This window comes from Paludibaculum fermentans, assembly GCF_015277775.1.
In the GTDB taxonomy this organism is placed as follows: domain Bacteria; phylum Acidobacteriota; class Terriglobia; order Bryobacterales; family Bryobacteraceae; genus Paludibaculum; species Paludibaculum fermentans.
The window spans coordinates 1,277,681-1,292,834 of the sequence record NZ_CP063849.1 but is presented as its reverse complement, the minus strand read 5'-3'; the positions used below and the strand labels follow the sequence as shown (position 1 = coordinate 1,292,834).

Annotated in this window: 12 protein-coding genes; 8 read left to right on the top strand and 4 right to left on the bottom strand. The window is 63.6% G+C overall.

The window, feature by feature from the left end:
• Window positions 1-3 precede the first annotated feature (3 nt).
• Window positions 4-582 (top strand): DUF5655 domain-containing protein, encoded by a 579-nt coding sequence (locus IRI77_RS05205; protein ID WP_194451018.1) that lies wholly within the window; start codon window positions 4-6, stop codon window positions 580-582.
• Window positions 583-703: 121 nt separating this feature from the next.
• A complete protein-coding gene (locus IRI77_RS05200; protein WP_194451017.1) occupies window positions 704-1,825 on the top strand; it encodes an AI-2E family transporter in 1,122 nt (373 codons plus the stop codon).
• A gap of 22 nt (window positions 1,826-1,847) precedes the next feature.
• Here IRI77_RS05200 and IRI77_RS05195 read toward each other — a convergent pair whose 3' ends face one another.
• From IRI77_RS05195 to IRI77_RS05180, 4 genes are all read right to left on the bottom strand, one after another.
• The gene (locus IRI77_RS05195; RefSeq protein WP_194451016.1) at window positions 1,848-3,761 is read right to left on the bottom strand and encodes an SIR2 family NAD-dependent protein deacylase; all 1,914 of its coding nucleotides are present in this window, start codon (window positions 3,759-3,761) and stop codon (window positions 1,848-1,850) included.
• Between the two features lie 59 nt (window positions 3,762-3,820).
• The gene (locus IRI77_RS05190) at window positions 3,821-5,413 is read right to left on the bottom strand and encodes an acido-empty-quinoprotein group A (RefSeq protein WP_194451015.1); all 1,593 of its coding nucleotides are present in this window, start codon (window positions 5,411-5,413) and stop codon (window positions 3,821-3,823) included.
• Entirely contained in the window at window positions 5,410-6,549 is a 1,140-nt protein-coding gene (locus tag IRI77_RS05185; RefSeq protein ID WP_194451014.1) for a c-type cytochrome, read from the bottom strand. The genes IRI77_RS05190 and IRI77_RS05185 overlap by 4 nt, the downstream gene beginning before the upstream one ends.
• Before the next feature lie 133 nt (window positions 6,550-6,682).
• Window positions 6,683-7,351, bottom strand: a complete 669-nt coding sequence (locus tag IRI77_RS05180) for a DUF1345 domain-containing protein (RefSeq protein WP_194451013.1) — start codon at window positions 7,349-7,351, stop codon at window positions 6,683-6,685.
• 279 nt (window positions 7,352-7,630) lie between these two features.
• Between IRI77_RS05180 and IRI77_RS05175 the strand changes: the two genes are divergently transcribed.
• The 6 genes from IRI77_RS05175 (at window position 7,631) to IRI77_RS05150 (ending at window position 15,148) form a co-directional block, all read left to right on the top strand.
• Entirely contained in the window at window positions 7,631-9,268 is a 1,638-nt protein-coding gene (locus tag IRI77_RS05175; RefSeq protein ID WP_194451012.1) for a glycosyltransferase family 39 protein, read from the top strand.
• Window positions 9,168-11,678: a TonB-dependent receptor gene (locus IRI77_RS05170; protein ID WP_194453574.1), complete on the top strand. Its 2,511-nt coding sequence runs from the start codon at window positions 9,168-9,170 to the stop codon at window positions 11,676-11,678. Before IRI77_RS05175 ends, IRI77_RS05170 begins: the two co-directional genes overlap by 101 nt.
• Before the next feature lie 133 nt (window positions 11,679-11,811).
• Complete coding sequence (gene argF, locus IRI77_RS05165; RefSeq protein WP_194451011.1) at window positions 11,812-12,768, top strand: ornithine carbamoyltransferase; 957 nt, start codon at window positions 11,812-11,814, stop codon at window positions 12,766-12,768.
• Window positions 12,769-12,883: 115 nt separating this feature from the next.
• A complete protein-coding gene (gene argH / locus IRI77_RS05160) occupies window positions 12,884-14,248 on the top strand; it encodes an argininosuccinate lyase (protein ID WP_194451010.1) in 1,365 nt (454 codons plus the stop codon).
• Complete coding sequence (locus IRI77_RS05155; protein ID WP_194451009.1) at window positions 14,245-14,679, top strand: arginine repressor; 435 nt, start codon at window positions 14,245-14,247, stop codon at window positions 14,677-14,679. Before argH ends, IRI77_RS05155 begins: the two co-directional genes overlap by 4 nt.
• Window positions 14,680-14,686: 7 nt before the next feature.
• The gene (locus tag IRI77_RS05150; RefSeq protein ID WP_194451008.1) at window positions 14,687-15,148 is read left to right on the top strand and encodes a peroxiredoxin family protein; all 462 of its coding nucleotides are present in this window, start codon (window positions 14,687-14,689) and stop codon (window positions 15,146-15,148) included.
• Window positions 15,149-15,154: the final 6 nt, after the last annotated feature.

The following is a 15,154-nucleotide window of genomic DNA, read 5'->3' as shown; positions in this document are numbered from 1 at the left end:
CCCATGAGCATCGTCGATCAGGCGCAGCAGACACAGCTTCGGAACATCCAGGCAAAGACCGGCAAGACATTGGACGAGCTCAAAGCCCTGGTCGCCGCCAGCGGCCTGGCCAAACACAGCGAGATCCTCGCCATGCTCAAGAAGGAGCTCGGCCTGGGTCACGGAGACGCCAACGCCGTGGCCCACTTTGCGCTGAAAGCCGCCACTACGCCCGCTGGGGCCAAACCGGCGGCGACAGGCGGCGATGCGGTTCTGGACGAGATCTACACCGGCCCCAAAGCGCCGCTGCGGCCCATCCACGACAAGCTGATGGCCAGAATCCATGAATTCGGCGACTTCGAAATCGCCCCCAAGAAGGGCTATGTCAGCCTGCGCCGCAAGAAGCAGTTCGCCATGATCGGACCGGCGACCAACACACGAGTGGAGGTCGGCCTGAACCTGAAGGACGTGCCCGGCACGGCTCGGCTGGAGCAGCAGCCGCCCAAGGGCATGTGCAGCCACAAGGTCAAAGTGACGGATCCCGCGGAGGTGGATTCCGAACTGATTGGCTGGCTCCGCATGGCCTACGACGGAGCCGCCTGACCCATCAGGATGCCGTTCGCTCCCGACCGCCTTCCCACGATACACTTAGGTCTTCCACGTTCCTATCCTTGGGGCAGTTCCGAAGATGGCTCATTCCGGCGCACAGACTGAGAAGCAATCCATGCAGATCCCGGTGGTCCTGGCCACCGTGCTTCTGGTCATGGTGCTGCTCTATCTGGGCCGCGTCTTTTTCATCACCCTGATCTCGGCGATTCTGCTGGCCTTTCTGCTGGAGCCCATCGTCAATCTCGGCATGCGTTTCCGCATCCCGCGCGGCGCCTCCAGCTTCCTGGCCTGCACCTTCATGCTGGGCATCCTCTACCTGATGGGCCTGGGCCTGTGGACCCAGGTGGTGGGCCTGTGGGAAGACCTGCCCACTTACAGCAAGCGCGTCACGGAACTGGTGGATGCCGCCGCCCAACAACTGGAAGGGGTCGAGAAGACGGCGCAGGAACTGCTGGTGCCCAAGCGCCTGCGCGAGGCCCAGCCTCAGCCGCAACCGGAGCAGCCCAAGTCCGCCAGCAAGAAGCGCCGGACCACGCCGGCGCAGCCCGACCAGCCACCACCCATCCAGGAAGTGCGAATCCGCCAGGACGACAGCCAGCTCGTCGCGGTCATCTACTCCCACCTCAGCGACTTCTACGACGCCGCGCTGATGGCTTCGTTTGTCCCCTTTCTCGTCTACTTCCTGTTGAGCTGGCGCGACCACTTCCGCCGCAGCGTCCTGCAGATCATCGCTACCGACAGTAAGCGCGAGAACATCCAGCGCGCCTGGGACGGCATCGCGAATGTGGCCCGCGCCTACCTCGTCGGCAACTTCCTGCTGGGCTTGGTGCTCGCCGCCGCCAGTGCGGTCTTCTTCTGGTTTGTGAAACTACCCTACTGGCAGGTAGTCGGCCCCTTGAGCGGCTTCCTGAGCCTAATTCCCTACCTCGGCATGCCGCTGGCGGTGATCCCGCCGTTTGTCGCCGCACTGCCGGTCTACTCGGGACTGAGCGCGTACCTGATCATCGGAGCCACCACTGCGTTGTTCCATCTGATCGCCCTGAACCTGCTCTACCCCAAACTCGTCGGAGCCAGGGTCCACCTGAATCCGCTGGTGGTCACCGTGGCGCTGATGCTCTGGTATCTCCTGTGGGGCGGAGCCGGCCTGATCCTGGCAATCCCGATTACGGCAGGACTGAAAGCCGCCTTCGAAAACATCCCGTCCCTGCGCGGGATTGGGCGGATCCTGGGGGATTAGCTCCGCCCTGGACGCCGAAGTGCTACGTCACCACCCTCAACTTCAACGCCTGCCCCATCGCCCCCGACAACTTCAACGTAGGATGCACCCCGCACGGCGCCAGGGGCTTCCAGTTGGGGGCGTCATCAATGTGGATGGTCCAGCACCAGTCCCCTGGCCCTGGTTCCGGTTTCAGGATGTTCGCTTCCTCCACTCGGCCGCTGTAGATATCGGGCACCGTCGCAATCCGCAGGTAGTCCTCCGGCGCCAGCGTGTCCGCTGTGTACCGGATCTCTACCACCGCCTCGCCGGGTGCGCCATCCCATAGATCGCCCGCCAAGGCGCCCGCATTCAGGAATGCGCCATACGACGCCGTGGTGCACCAGGAAGGCCCGCCGGGTCTGCCCAGCAGAACTTCCCCGATACGGAGCGTGTTGCTGTCTTCCGCCGCCACCTGACTCACCGCGACGCTGGCACCGGCCGTGCCAGTTGCCCCACCGGTCGCCTTCGCCATCGACAGCAGGTGCCGCAGCCGCATGTAGCGGCACAGCGCTTCCTGAGTCTCAAGCTTCCGCCCACGGAGCAGGTAGCGGCTGCCAGACGACTGCGCCAACTTTGTCAGGGCCTCAAACGGCAGTTCGGGCGAGGGGCCAGACTCGGCCAGGCGCTGCAGGAACTCAGACCATAGTTCACGGTCGAGATCGTTCCGCAGGCATTCACGATCCAGGTTGACGCGCAGCAATTGGCCCGCCGGCGTGGCTTTCAACGCCTCGTGCCAACCGGACAGTTTCTCCCAGGCCGAGGCGCCAAGCTGCGCGACACAATAATCCCGCAGCGGCACAGCCGGAAGCACGGGCGCCTCTGCGTGCGGAGCAGCGGCCGGCGAGGGTGCGCGCAACGAGTGGAACAGGTCCCAAGGCATCCCGGAGGAGCCCACAGGCAGCGGCGTCTCCAGGGAGGGAACCGGCATCGGGGCGCGCGGCACACACACCGGCAGCGCCGCCGTCGACCACTGCGCCAGATTCAGGCGGAACAGCGGGCTCAGGGCCTTGTACAGCGGAGCCGTGGCCGCATCGTTCGAGACAATCACCGGCATCGTGCCCAACTGCTTCACCTTCTCCGCCGGAGCCTTCGCCGACAACGCCTTCACGAACTCCAGCACCTCCGGGTGATTCGGAGCCGACTTCTTATAGGTCACCACCTGAATGCCGTAGTTGCGCAGGAAGACCCCCGCCCGCAGGTTCGTCATCCGCGCCTCGTCCACCAGCGCAAAGTGCTGCCCTGGCACGCTGTCGAACACCGTCACCAGTTCATCCAGGATATTCAGCACATCCGGATCGCTCAGGCTGTAGCCCAGAAACACGAGCGAGAACCGGCTCAGCACATCTTCCATGAACCGGCTGTACGCCCGGTTCTCGTGGATCACCTTCCGGAAATCCTGCAGCCCCAGCACCAGCGTGTCCGGTCCGTGAATATCACCATGAACCTTCACCAGGAAGGGCCGGCGATTGCGAAACGGATCGCGCAACTCGCTTTGGTCCTCATGCGTGAAGACCTCCAGGCGCTTGCGGTTGACCTCGCTCCAGGCATCCTCCAGCAACGTGTCGTAGTTCGTCGTGATGTAGGCGGCGAAGGGGACCCGCGTCAGTTCCCGATGGACTTCGGTCGGCGCCGTGATTCCGCCGAATTTCTCCTTCATGAACCGGATGAAGTTGCCGCGGCCCAGCTTATTCACCAGGGCATCGGCCAGCATCAGGAAATCCGATTGTCCGGCCCACTCAATCAACTGCGTCTGCTCCAGGTCCGTCACCTGGCCGCTGTCGTGCGCCTGCTGCGCCAACTCCTTGAGCAGGCCCGGCCAGTCCGGCAGGCCGGCTGCCAGCGAGAGCCCCGAGCCCAGAAAGGCCACGGCGCGATCATCCGCAATCGCCTTCATGAGATCGGCCGGCGGTGTCATCGTTCGTAAATTGTACTGCTATTTCCGCGGAACCCATCCGGGAATCGGCGGCGTCCCCTCTATTTCGCCAGCATGGCAAAGCCAAACAGCGTATCGCCCGCCGCCACCACCAGAAACTGCGTGCCGTCAAGCTCATACGTCATGGGCGAGTTGCTCATGCCCGCGCCCAGATTCGTATGCCACAGGGGCTGGCCCTTCACAGCATCCAACGCCACAAAGTTGCTCGACGAATCGGCCGCGAACACCAGATTCCCCGCCGTGGAGAGGACACCCGAACGCGGTCCGCCGCTCCCTTCCCACGTATGGCTCCACTTGATCTCGCCGGTTTTATAGTCGATCGCGCGCAGGGCCGATTGCGACCATCCGCCGTGATCGTTGCCGCCCCAGCCCTCGGGCTTGATGTCGTTGTCGTAGATGTAATAGACGCTGTAGGCGTCCGTCGCATTCACATAGAACAGCCCGGTGAGCGGACTGAAACTCGGCGGCGGCCAGTTCGCCGCGCCCGCCTGGTTCGGTGACACCAGCACGCCATCGATCTGCGGCATCTTATCGGGATTCGGAATCGGCTGCCCCTTGGCATCGAGGCCCTTCGCCCAATTCGCCTTCGCAAACGTCTTCGAGAGGATGTTCTTTCCGTTCGTGCGGTCCAGGACGAAGAAATACCCGTTCCGGCTCGCCTGCGCGAGCAACTTCCTGGGCTTCCCGTCGATCTCGCCATCGATCAGCACCGGAGCCTCGACGCCGTCCCAATCGTGCGTATCATGCGGCGATACCTGGAAATACCAGGCCAATTTGCCCGTATCCGGATTCAGCGCAATGATGCTCTCCGTATAGAGGTTGTCGCCTTCCCGCCCCTTGCCGGCAATCACCGGCTGCGGATTCCCGGTGCCGAAGTACAGCAGGTTGAGCTCCGGATCATAGGCGTACGCGCCCCACGTCATCCCGCCGCCGTGCAGCATCGCCTCCGTGCTGGGCCAGGTCTTCGCCTCCGGTTCGCCGGGCTGCGGATGGGCATACCAGCGCCACTGCAGCTTGCCGGACTCCGGATCGTGCGACTCAATATAGCCCGGCGTATCCAGGTCGTCTCCACTCACACCGGCAATGATGTGATTGTTGATCACCAGAGGAGCAGCCGAGCCGAAGTACATCTGGTCCAGATCGCAGATCGAACTGCGCCAGCGCTCCTTGCCGTCTTTCGTATTCAGCGCGACCAGGTGGCAGTCCGGAGTCTCGAAGTACAGCGAGTTGCCCGAGATCGCCACGCCGCGGCTGCCGATGTGGATGCCGCCCGTCGAAGTCCAGGTGAAATTCCAGACTTCGTGCCCCGTGCGCGCATCCACGGCCCAAACCTTGTCGGGTACGGAGAAATACAGAATCCCGTCCACCAGCACCGGAGTCGCCTTGATCGAAGAGGTAAACCCCGAACCGGAGTTCGTCCGGTAAACCCAAGCCAAGCTCAGCGAGTTCACGTTCGCGTCGTTGATCTGCGCCAGCGTGCTGAACCGGCGCCCGGAGTAATCGCCAATCGTCATGGGCCAGGCGTCTTTGGGCGGTCCCGACACCTTCGCGGGTTCCATCGCCTGTGAGAGGAGTCCCGAGCCCACCACCGCCAGGCCGAGCAGCGGCTGCGTGACCAGTTTCGTCAATTTCATTGCAGCGACTCCAGGTAAGCAACGATATCGTGAATGTTCTTGTCCGTATATTGGTCCAGCATCGTGACATGCATGGCGTAGGGATCGTTCTTCACCACCTTCACCTGCGGGGTGATCTTGAACGATTTGTACTGCCCCTGCGCGTCGCGCAGCGACACGTAGAAGTCATCCAGGCGTTCCAGGACCCCCTCGGTCACGCTTCCGTCCGCCAGGGTGACGCTCACCGTCACCGGTTTGGCTACCGCCGTTCTCGCGCCCGCCCGGCCAAAGCCTACGCTGCGGGGGAATAGGAACTTGGTCTGCAAGGTCGGCGGATCGTACTTCTTGCCGATCCCCGCCAGGTCGCCGCTGGGCGAATGGCACGTATTGCACTTACCCTCGCCATTGAAATAGGCCGCGCCCGCCTTCGGATCCCCGGTGAGGATGTTTTGCACCTTCAACATTGGGCCGCTGCGCAAAGTGTAATAAACCGTCTGGTGGAGGAAATGGGCCAGGTCGCTCACCTGTTCCTTACTTAAGCTCGACCCCTTCCGCCCGCTGCGCAGTGGATGGTCCTTGGCCAGAAAAGGCCCGATCTCGTTTCCATAACGGTCATGCAGCACGAGCACGGACCGCACCAGATCCGGACCTCGTTGCCCGGCCGGCAGCGTCTCGTTCCCGCCGCGTCCGTTCATCCCATGGCAGGTGATGCACTCGGCCGTATACACCGCCTTGCCGCGCTCGGCGCCGGCGTCATCCACGACATGCGAATTCGCGGCGCCCGCGCCCAGCGGTCCCGGGCCCCGGCCCGCCACCGGAGCACTGCGGCTCCCTCGCGCCGGAGGCGCCTCCGTCACAGCGTTCGGCCCCAGCCGCGCTGTGAGATACTCCGCAATCTGGACCAACTCCGCATCGGTCGCCTTCGCGCCGCGCGCCACCATGGCGTTTACCACGGCGGTCCATTGTTCACGCGACCGGCCCTTGCCCATGATGGTGTCCGGACCGTGGCACGTCGCTCCGCAGACTCGCTGGGTCACTTCCCTGCCCGCGCCTTCGGGCAGCGATCGAGTGGACCGGTTGGGCGGCGCTTGCGCAACGAGATTTGCCCAGGAGACAGCCGTGAGCGCCAGCACGGCCCCAGCTTTGGGGAATTTCATTGCTGACGATTCTATCAAGTCGCCAGCCCGCCGGAGGGCCCACCGCGCCCCCAATGCGCAAAATCATGGAACCGCTTACACACTTGTAAATATGGGACGAAAAGGCCTGTTTCCACATTCGTGGAGCAAGCGCCTAGAGAACGTTGACGGCCCGGCCGGCCAGAATCACGATCGTACTCAGCGAAATCATGGCCTGCACCATCATCATGCCTTTCGCCCAGCGCGAGAGCACCGGCACATCGGTCGGCGACAGCGCCGTACTGGTGTTGAAGGCCAGGAACAGATAGTCGACGAAGCCAGGCCGCCAGTATTTCAATCCGGCCGCCGCCCGCGACTCCGGGGACATCGTCATCTGGGGAAACAGGAACGAACCCGCGTTGTGTGTCTTCCGCCGGTGCCGCTCGCTCGGCCCACCCCCATCCAACCGCCAATACCAGGACGCGAAGACAAGGATGTTGCTGATCCAAAGCCCCGTCGCGGCATAGAGCAGATCCTGGGCCGAATCGCGATGCGACGGCAATCCGGCCACCAGCAAACCCAGTGACGAAATCATCGCCAGGGTGACCACTGTGGAAAGAAGATAGCCGCCGATTCGGCTGGCATCGTGCCGGCCCGTGTGGTGCAGGGTCGTCGTGGCCGCCGCCAGAACGCATACGATTGTCAGAACCAGCCACGCCGGCCCGAACACCAAATGCGACGGCAGCGCCAATTGCAGCCCGCCAACAGCAATCAAACCCATCGCCGAAGGCCAGCGGGGCTCCGGCGGAAAAGCCGGCTGAGCGGATTGAGCACCTTCTGCCATTGCTTTACTCGTAGCACAAACGCTGGATCCCCGCTCCGGAGTCGAAATTCACTACACCTCCAGGCAAAATACTCAAGAAGTTACAGCCGAAACAATTCTCTTTTTCCGCTGTCGTTGAAATGCCGCTTTGCGCGTCTTTGTATGTAGAGACGGTGAGGCTCACTCGGCTCATCGTGATTTGGGGGCCGCGCATTCCGCAGCCCGGCCCCTCTCTTTTCCAAACCCTTTACTTCCTGTAAGGGGCAGTGTGTCAATTCGATGAATGCAAACCGGCCCGTAGTGTCTTTATTCCGCCCTGGACCCGTCGCCCTGATGGTGCTCGCTTACTGCGCACTCCTCGTGGCGCTGATGACGCGCACCCCGCTGTGGCTCGACGAGGTCCTCCAACTGCTGGGCACCAGCACCCCGGACCCTCAGCAGGCGGTCGCCTGGGCTGCGCGGAATGCGGGCGGGGTCCCCCTCGGTTATCTCGTTCAATGGGGCTCTCTCCGTCTCCTGGGCGACACCTCCCTGGCCGCCCGCCTGCCCTCGGCGCTGGCGGCGCTGCTCTCTGCTTTCCTATTAATGAGGATCTGCCGCCTGATTGCGCTGCCCCGCCCCTCCATCGCCCTGATCCTGTTCCTGATCCTGCCATTGCAGTTGCGCTATGCCGTGGAGGCCCGGCCCTACTCCCTCGCTCTGCTGTTCACGCTGTGCGCCACGGAACTGGCGCTCCACCTGCGCAGGCAGCCGCGAGTCCTCTACTTTGCCCTGTACCTCGCCGCCGCCATCAGCGCGCTGTACACCCAGCCCTATTCCGGCTTCCTGCTCGCCGCTCATGTACCCTGGCTGCTGCGGGAGAAGCGAGCCCTGGCATGGAAACTCGCCGCCGCCCTCGCCCTCGCGTTGGCGGCGTTCGCGCCCTGGTATCTCCACGCCAGGCCCCTCTGGCTCGAGGCCGTGCAGACCTCGGGCGTTCATTTCCAGCTGGAACCGGCTACCTTCCTGATGGCCTTCCGTGAGATTTCAGGAGGAGGCTACGCCGTCTCAATCCCCCTCATCACCCTGGCTCTTGTGGGCGCACTCCGCGGAAACCTTACTACCGGAAACCGCTGGATGCTGGCCTGCACCGCTCTCGTTCCACCCGTCCTTGTTCTGGCTGCCGATGCCTGGTTCGGCTACTTCTTCGCGATCCGGCAAATCATCTTTATCCTGCCAGCCCTGGTCATCCTGGCGGCGGAGGGCGCCCGGCTGCTCAGCGCACAAAACCGGCAGTTGGGCACTGCCGCCCTCGCGGCCCTACTTCTCGCGGCTACCGCCCACAACTACCGGCACATCCGAACAAAGGGAGAAAACTGGGCGCTCGCCGCCTCCGTCCTCCAACTTGCGACCGGCAGCCAGGCCTGCGCGGTGATCGCTCCCAAAGCCCACTTGAACCTCTACACCCATTTCCAACCCGGTCTCCTCCAACGGACGTGCCCCACCGACCTCACCCGGCAAAGCGTCGTGATTGCCGCCACGTCGCCTTACACGACCCCCTCCGAGGCGCGCGATCTCTGGCGACAGTTGTACGGAGCGGGCTTCGAACGCAGTTACCGGACCCATGCGGGAGGCACCAGTATCTACGTTTTGCGCCGTCAGGCGGCCGGAACACTGTCCCGCTCGCCGACCGAACGCGGCCCGCTGGCCGCCAATCCGGGCCCGTTCACCGTTCCTTTGCGGACATTCACCACCAGTCGCCCAATACTGACGAGTGAAGCTAATCATGTCCCGCAGACCCTTGCTGTGCCTTACTCTCTCCCTCGTCCTGATCTCGCTCCCGCTCGCCGCGCAGTCGATGGGCAACGCCGGGACAATCTTCGGAACCCTCCAGGACCCGTCAAAGGAAGTAGTCGCCGGCGCCAAGGTCGAGATCTCCAACCCGATCACCGGCTATAGGCGCCTCGTCCTGACAGATCCTTCCGGCAACTTCCGGTTCTCCAACGTTCCGCCCAACTCCTATCACCTCAACGCCGAAGCGCCGGGTTTCTCCAAGCTGGACCAGGACGTGGTGGTTCGGACCTCAGTCCCCATCAATCTGACCTTGTCACTCAAGTTGGAAGGTTCCACCTCCTCCGTCACCGTCGAGGCCGACAGCACCGATGTTCTGGAAACCGTGCCGTTTGCACACAGCGACGTGGATCACAGCAGCCTCATGAAGCTGCCTTCCGGCTCACCCGGAGCCGGCCTGAGCGACGCCATCACCCTCAGCGCCCCGGGTGTTGTGGCGGATTCGAACGGCTTCTTCCATCCCCTGGGCGACCATGCCCAGACGAGTTTCTCCATCGACGGCCAGCCCATCAGCGACCAGCAGAGCAAGCAGTTCTCCACCCAGATTCCGGTCAACGCCATCCAGAGCATGGAACTCATCACCGGCGCCCCGCCGGCCGAGTTCGGCGACAAAACCAGCCTGGTGGTGAACGCCGTCACGCGCTCCGGCCTCGACCAGAACGGCCACGGCAGCCTCCGCCTGCAGTACGGCTCCTTCGGCACCATCTCCGAGGACGCCAGCCTCTCCCTGGGCACCTCGAAGTTCGGCAACTTCCTGGCATTCAACACGATGCGGTCCGGCCGATTCCTCGATACCCCCGAGTTCCGGCCCATGCACGCCGTCGGCAACAACGGCACGCTGTTCGACCGCATCGATTACAAGCCCAACGCCCGCGACTCCTTCCACGTGAACCTCTTCGCCGCCCGCAACTGGTTCCAGACACCCATCACGTACGACCAGCCGGGGCAGGACCAGCGCCAGAAGGTCACAACTTTCAATATCTCAGGCGGCTATCAGCGCACCATCGGCACAGACATCCTGCTCACCTTCACGCCGTTCGTCAGGCGCGATCACCTGAACTACTACCCCAGCTCCGACGCCTTCGCCGACAACCCGGCCACCGTCCAGCAGGAGCGCTACCTGACGAACTACGGCTTCCGCGGCGACGTCGCCTATGTCAAAGGCCGCCACAACCTGAAGTTCGGCACCCAGGTCATGCAGACGCGCTTGAGCGAGGAGTTCCACCTGGGCATTACCGACTCGTCCTTCAACCCGGTCTGCCTCTCCGCCGGCGGAGATCCGCTGGCCCTGCCATCAGTCACCGATCCCAATGCCTGCGCCGGAGCCATGCCGGGCGCCACCCCCAACCCCAACCTGCTCCCCGGCCTCGTCGGCATCGATCTCACCCGCGGCGGTACTCCGCTCTTCTACAACAATCGCGGCAAGGTCAATCAATACGCATTCTATGGTCAGGATTCCATCAGCTTCGGGAATCTCAGTGTGAACATCGGCCTGCGACTCGACAGCTACAATGGCCTCAGCGCGGCCACCGGCGTCCAGCCCCGCGCCGGCGTCTCGTACCACAACAAGCGCACCGGCACCGTCTTCCGTACGTCCTTCTCCCGTACTTTCGAGACGCCCTATAACGAAAACCTGCTGATCTCCAGCGCCACCGGCGCGGGCGGATTGGCTTCGAACGTCTTCGGAGCGTATGCCCAGGAACCGCTCCGGCCCGGCAATCGCAATCAGTACAACGCCGGCTTCCAGCAGGCCATCGGCAAGTGGGCCGTCATCGACGCCGACTACTTCTGGAAGTACACCCGCAACGCCTTCGACTTCGATACCCTCTTCAACACGCCCATCCAGTTCCCCATCTCGTGGCGCAGGTCGGCCGTCGATGGGGTCTCGATGAAGGTGAGCACCGTCAATATTCACGGCTTCCAGGCCTACACCACCATGGGCCATACCCGCGCCCGGTACTTCGGACCCTCGAACGGCGGCCTGATCTTCAATTCGCCGCTGTCCACCAGCGTCTTCCGCATCGACCACGACCAGGCCCTGCAGCAGACCACGAACCTTCGCTACCAGAAGAAGAAGGAGTCGCCCTGGGTCGCCTTCACCTGGCGCTATGACAGCGGAATGGTTTCCGGCGCAGTGCCCGACCTCGAAAGCGCCCTCGGCCTCACCGCGGCGCAACAGTCGGCGATCGGCTTCTATTGCGGCGGCACCTACGCCTCGCTGAACAACCCCATTACCTCCTGCGGCGGCTCGAATTACGGCGCCACGCGCCTCAACATTCCCGCCCCCGGCACCGCCAACGACGACCACAATCCGCCCCGCATCGCCCCCCGGCATCTGTTCGACATCAGCGCCGGCACCGACGACCTCTTCCACCGCGAGAAGTTCAAGACCTCCCTGCGCTTCACGGTGCTCAATATGACCAATCAGGCCTCGCTGTACAACTTTCTCTCCACCTTCAGCGGGACCCACTTTGTCGCCCCGCGCACCTACCAGGCTGAACTCGGCTTCAACTTCTAACCACCGGTTGCACCCCACCCGCCCAGGTGCGGTGTTTTGTTGACTGGACGCTCGGAATGTGTAATTATTCACTTGAGCGAATAAGTATTCATACGTGTTCCGCGCCATGCACCCCACGACCGGGAGTCCAGAAATGACCAAGCCCCAGCCGGCTTTTTCGCTGCCGAGTATCGCCGCGGGCGATCTCACCAGCGACTTCGACCTTACGGTGGAAGAACTTCAGACGCTGCTCGACCTCGCGGCTGACGTCAAGCGACACCCCGGCCATTACCGTTCGGCGCTCAGCGGGCGCATCATCAGCCTGCTTTTCGAAAAGCCCTCACTCCGCACCCGCATCACATTTGAAGTCGCAGCCAAACAACTCGGCGGCGATGCGATCCTGAACATCGGCCCCATCGGCGGCCGGGAACCCGTAGCCGATGTCGCACGCAACCTGGAACGCTGGACCGACCTGATTGTCGCCCGGACCTTCGACCAAAAGACCGTGGACGACCTCGCCCGCTTCGCCCGCATCCCGGTGATCAACGCGCTCAGCGACATGTACCACCCCTGCCAGGTGTTTGCCGACATGCTCACCCTGCGCGAGCATTGGGGCAGCGTGGCCGGCCGCAAGTTGGCCTTTGTCGGGGACGGCAACAATGTCGCCCACTCCCTGATGTTGAACGCGGCCCGGCTGGGGTTGAACTTCGCCTGCATCATCCCGCCCGGCTACGAACCCAACGAAACCATCGTGGCCCAGGCCCGCGAGTTCGGCCAGGCGACGGGCGCGACCGTCGAGGTCACCACGGACATCGACGAAGGCCTCAAAAACGCGAATGCCGTCTATACCGATGTCTGGGCGTCGATGGGCCAGGAGCACGAGGCGGCCGAACGCGCCCGCGTCTTCGCGCCCTATCAGGTGAACACCCAACTGCTGGCCAAGGCCGCGCCCGGAGCCCTCTTCCTGCACTGCCTGCCGGCCCACCGCGAGGAAGAGGTCACCGCGGAAGTCATCGAATCTTCCGTTTCCGTTGTCTTTGACGAGGCCGAAAACCGGCTGCACGCGCAGAAGGCACTGCTGCTGATGCTGCTGGATGGGCCTGCCCGCTAGCTGACACGCCGGTCCGCCTCTCCGGGTACAGCCCGAGAGGAGAAGTTTGCCCGGCCAGCCGTGGATCGAGAATAGTTTTACAGTAATTCAGAGGAACGCCAATGGGTAAGAACCAATGAAACTCTGGGGTGGCAGATTCGAATCCGGTCCATCGGAAGTCTTTCAGCGCTATTCGTGGTCATTGCACTTCGATAGCCGGCTCTTCCGGGTAGACGTCCTCGGTTCCATCGCCTATGCGCGGGCTCTCACGCGCGTGGGCATCCTGAACGACGAGGAGTGCTCCACACTGTGCGAGGCCCTGGCCTCCATACCGGAACCTCCGCCCGACGCTCCGGATGAAGACATCCATACGTACGTCATTCGCATGCTGAAGGAAAAGGCGGGCGTGGTGGCGGACAAGATGCACACCGGCCGCAGCCGCAACGAGCAGGTCTCGCTCGACGTGCGCTTCTGGCTGCGCGAAGAGCTCGACCGGACCCGCGGCCTGCTGCGCGCCCTCATGTCCGACCTGCTCGGCTTCGCGGCCAAGCATGTCGACACGGTGGTGGCGGGCTACACGCACATGCGCCGCGCGCAACCCGTGACCTGGGCGCACTACCTGCTGGCCTACTTCGAGGCCTTCGCCCGCGACCATGAGCGGTTCTCCCAGGCCCGCGCCCGCGTCAACCGCATGCCGCTGGGCTCCGGCGCGTTGGCCGGCTCCGGCTTCCCCATCGACCGCGAGGAACTGGCCGCCGAACTCGGCTTCCAGGGCGTCACCAACAACAGCATGGATGTCAGCGCCGACCGCGACTTCCTCATCGACTACCTCTCTTCGGCCAGCACCTGCATGCTGCACCTGTCGCGCCTGGCGGAGGACTGGATCCTCTACAGCTCCGACGAGTTCGGCTGGCTGCAGTTGGGCGACGGCGTCACCAGCGGGTCGTCGCTGATGCCGCAGAAGAAGAACCCCGATTCGCTGGAGCTGATCCGCGGCAAATGCGGCCGCGTCTTCGCCTCCTACACCTCGCTCATGATGACGATGAAAGGTCTGCCGATGACCTACAATCGCGACATGCAGGAGGACAAGGAGCCCCTGTTCGACGCCGTCGATCAGCTCACCCTTTCGCTGGAAATGGCCGCCGTCGTGGTCCAGACCACCAAGCTGAATCCCGAGCCGGCCCTGCAGGCCGCCGAGGAAGGCTGGCTGGTGGCAACCGACCTGGCCGAGGCTCTCTCCCGCTCCGGCTTGCCCTTCCACCAGGCCCATCAACTGGTGGGCAGCCTGGTGCTGGAAAGCGTCCGGGCCAACAAGAAACCCAGTGAGTGGACCGCCGAAGCCCTCACCGCCTTCGATCAACGCTTCAAGCCCGAAATGGCCGCCCTGATGAATCCGGCCGAAGGCATGAAAACCCGCACTTCCAAAGGGGGCACGGCGCCCTCGACAGTCAGAACTGCCCTGGCCGAAGCGCGCCAGCGGCTGGAGTCCATGTCGTCATGACCAAGAACTACCGTCAAGGACAGATCCTCAAGCTGATTCGTACGAAGAAGATCGGCACGCAGGAAGAACTTGCCCGAGAGCTGAAGGAAGAGGGCATCGAGACCACGCAGGTGACGCTGTCGCGCGACATCCGCGAGCTCGGCCTGGCCAAGACCGCCGACGGCTACCGCGAGATCCTGCCCGATCCCACCGGCCCCAGCTTGGCCCAGGTGATGGCCGAATACCTGCTCGATGTGCGCCTCGCGCAGAACATGGTGATCCTCAAGACCTCCACGGGCAGCGCCAACTCGCTGGCCGTGGCGCTCGACCAGGAAGACTGGGCGGAAGTGGCCGGCACCGTGGCCGGCGACGACACCGTGCTGGTGGTCTGCTGGGACAACCAGCGCGCCAAAACCGTGCAGGAGCGCCTGCTCGGCTACGTCAACCAGTGAGACCGCGATGAGCATCTTCGGCGCGCCGCTGCCGGTGGGTAGCCCGGCCCCCGACTTCACTCTGAAAGACCATCAGGGGCAGGAGGTCCGCCTCTCGTCCCTGCGCGGCCAGCGGGTGATGCTGGTCTTCTATCCCGGCGACGACACGCCCACCTGCAGCCTGCAGTTGAGCGAGTTACGAGATGTGCAAGGGGAACTTGCGGCGCACGGCATCCTGATGTTCGGAGTCAATCCGGCCGGAGAGGTCAGCCACCAGAAATTCGTGCAGAAGTTCTGCCTGCCCTTCCCGTTGCTGGTGGACCGTGGCGGCCGCATCGCCAAGCTCTACAACTGCGGTTTGTGGCTGCTGGTGCGCCGCACCGTCTACGTCATCGGGGCCGACGGCCGCATCGAGTTCGCTGAGCGCGGCAAGCCTACGCCGGAGTGCATCCTGGAAGCGCTGGGCGCCGCCAAGCCGCCTGCTGCCTGACCTGCT